At 62.7% G+C, this 2,106-nt stretch carries 2 protein-coding genes and 1 pseudogene; all 3 read left to right on the top strand.

What is annotated here, in order from left to right; genetic code table 11:
* A partial coding sequence (locus A2I95_RS33385) for an FAD-dependent oxidoreductase (protein WP_291736747.1) occupies positions 1–963 on the top strand: 963 nt, incomplete at its 5' end.
* A gap of 82 nt (positions 964–1,045) precedes the next feature.
* Positions 1,046–1,327, top strand: a complete 282-nt coding sequence (locus tag A2I95_RS33380) for a hypothetical protein (protein ID WP_291736745.1) — start codon at positions 1,046–1,048, stop codon at positions 1,325–1,327.
* 414 nt (positions 1,328–1,741) lie between these two features.
* Positions 1,742–2,106, top strand: a pseudogene (locus tag A2I95_RS33375) (organomercurial lyase); the annotation flags it as partial.

Raw genomic sequence — 2,106 nt, 5'->3', positions numbered from 1 at the left:
CCAGATATCGAGGGCATCGCTGAAGTGGACGTGCTGGATTCTACCGGCCTTCTGACCCTGCCCGCGCGTCCTGCCAGCATCATGGTGCTGGGTGGTGGCTATATCGGCTGCGAACTGGCGCAGATGGCATCAAGGCTCGGGGTGAAGGTCACGCTTGTCACCCGTTCGCGCCTGTTGCCCGGTGCTGAACCGGAGGTGGCCGAGGCGCTTACCGAGGCACTGAAGGCGGAAGGCATCGCGGTCGAAACCGGCCTGGTTTACACCTCGGTCGCGCAAGATGCGGGCGGTGTCACCCTGACCATCGAACGCGATGGCAAGACCGAGGCGCTGACGGCGGAAAGCTTCGTTGTGACCACCGGCCGGTTGGCCAACGCTGACGGACTTGGACTTGCAGAACTGGGCATCGAAACTGATGCGCGCGGGTCGGTCATTGTGAGCCCCGACATGGCCACCACACGGGCGGGCGTCTGGGCGGCGGGCGATGTCACTGACCGCGACCAATTTGTCTACATGGCGGCCTATGGCGCCAAGGTGGCGATCAACAACGCCTTGGAGCTGGAGCCAATGCGCTATGACAATGCCGCGATGCCCTGGGTGGTGTTCACAGACCCGCAAGTGGCTGGCGTCGGTCTCTCGGAGGCCGAGGCAAAAGCGGCCGAGCACGAGGTCAAGACCAGCGTGATTACGCTCGACAACGTGCCGCGCGCGGCGGCGGCGCGCGATACCCGCGGCGTGATCAAGCTGGTGGCCGATGCCAAGACCGACCGTCTGCTGGGTGGTCAGATCGCGGCACCCGAGGGCTCCGACACGATCCAGACACTGGCCATGGCGCTCAAGTTCGGCATGACCACCAAGGCGCTTGGCGAGACGGTCTTTCCTTATCTGACCACAGTCGAGGGGCTGAAACTGGCGGCACAGACCTTCGACAAGGATGTGGCGAAACTCAGCTGCTGCGCTGGGTGACGACGTGAGACGCGGGCAAACCACGGATCTTCTCTCCAGCTGCCATGGTGTGCTGTTAGGTTGGGGGGCTCCGGCGGTAGCAATGTTCGCCGTGTTCGGCAGTGTGCATCCGGCCAAGACATGGGTCTGGGCCGGGGCTCTCGTCTGGATGGGGGCGGCCTGTCTCTGGAACGCACGCCGCTGCGGGCGGCGTCATTGCTTCTGGACCGGGCCATACTTTCTGGTGATGGCGCTGGTGGTGCTGACTCACGGGTATGGGGTTGTGGACCTCGGAAGCCAGGGGTGGAAATGGCTTGGTGGAATGATCGGAATTGGCGCCTTGGGTGTCATCGCTGTCACGGAGCGCGGGGGCAAGTATCTCTGAGCAACCGAAAGGAGCCATGATGAAGGATGATGATAGGAAAGGCCCGCTAGCTGCGCTGGTCGCGCTCAAGCTCGTCTGCTGTGGCGGGCTCCTGCCGGCCACCGGCGCATCGTCGCTTGGCGGGTTCCTGTCAGTGATGGCCGACCCCGCTGTCAAACTTGGAGGCGTACTCCTCCTGGTTCTGGCAGCAGGCTGGCTGTTGTGGCGAGTGCTTTCGAGCAGAGCCACTTCACCATCGCAGAATACCGGCGCGCGCTCGCATGAACTCTGCAGTGGCGGTGCTATCCGACCTCAAAAGGCAGTCAGCCAGCGATCGATGACAAGCTTGTCTTACTCTCCGAACCACGCCGTTAGTACTGCCGGAACGGAAGTGGGGTCAGGCCCATGCAGTTCACCCAAAGGAAAGTGAGATTGATGGCAAAGCCCGCTGAAACCTATTTTCCGGACACTTCGACCCTTTCGGACCCAACAGTCCTAGAAGCTCTGTCCGCACTCATGAGCAACGCGCGGCTGGCCGCGCGCTGGGGCGGGCTCTCGCCTGCGGCGCGGCAGGCTCATCAAGCGATCCTGCAGGCGTTTCTGGCTGATGGCACACCGCCTCCAATTTCCCAATTTTCCGCTGAAACGCTTGCCGATCTGGGACGGCGCGATCTTGTGCATGTGCGCGGCGGAGAGATTGCCTTGGCTTATCCGTTTTCAACCCGTCCAACCGATTTCCTGGTGCGCGTGGGCGGGGTGAAGGTCCATGCGATTTGTGCGGTCGATGCACTGGGCACCGC

This window comes from Leisingera sp. F5 (assembly GCF_001593695.1).
This window is presented reverse-complemented; position numbering and strand designations above follow the sequence as displayed.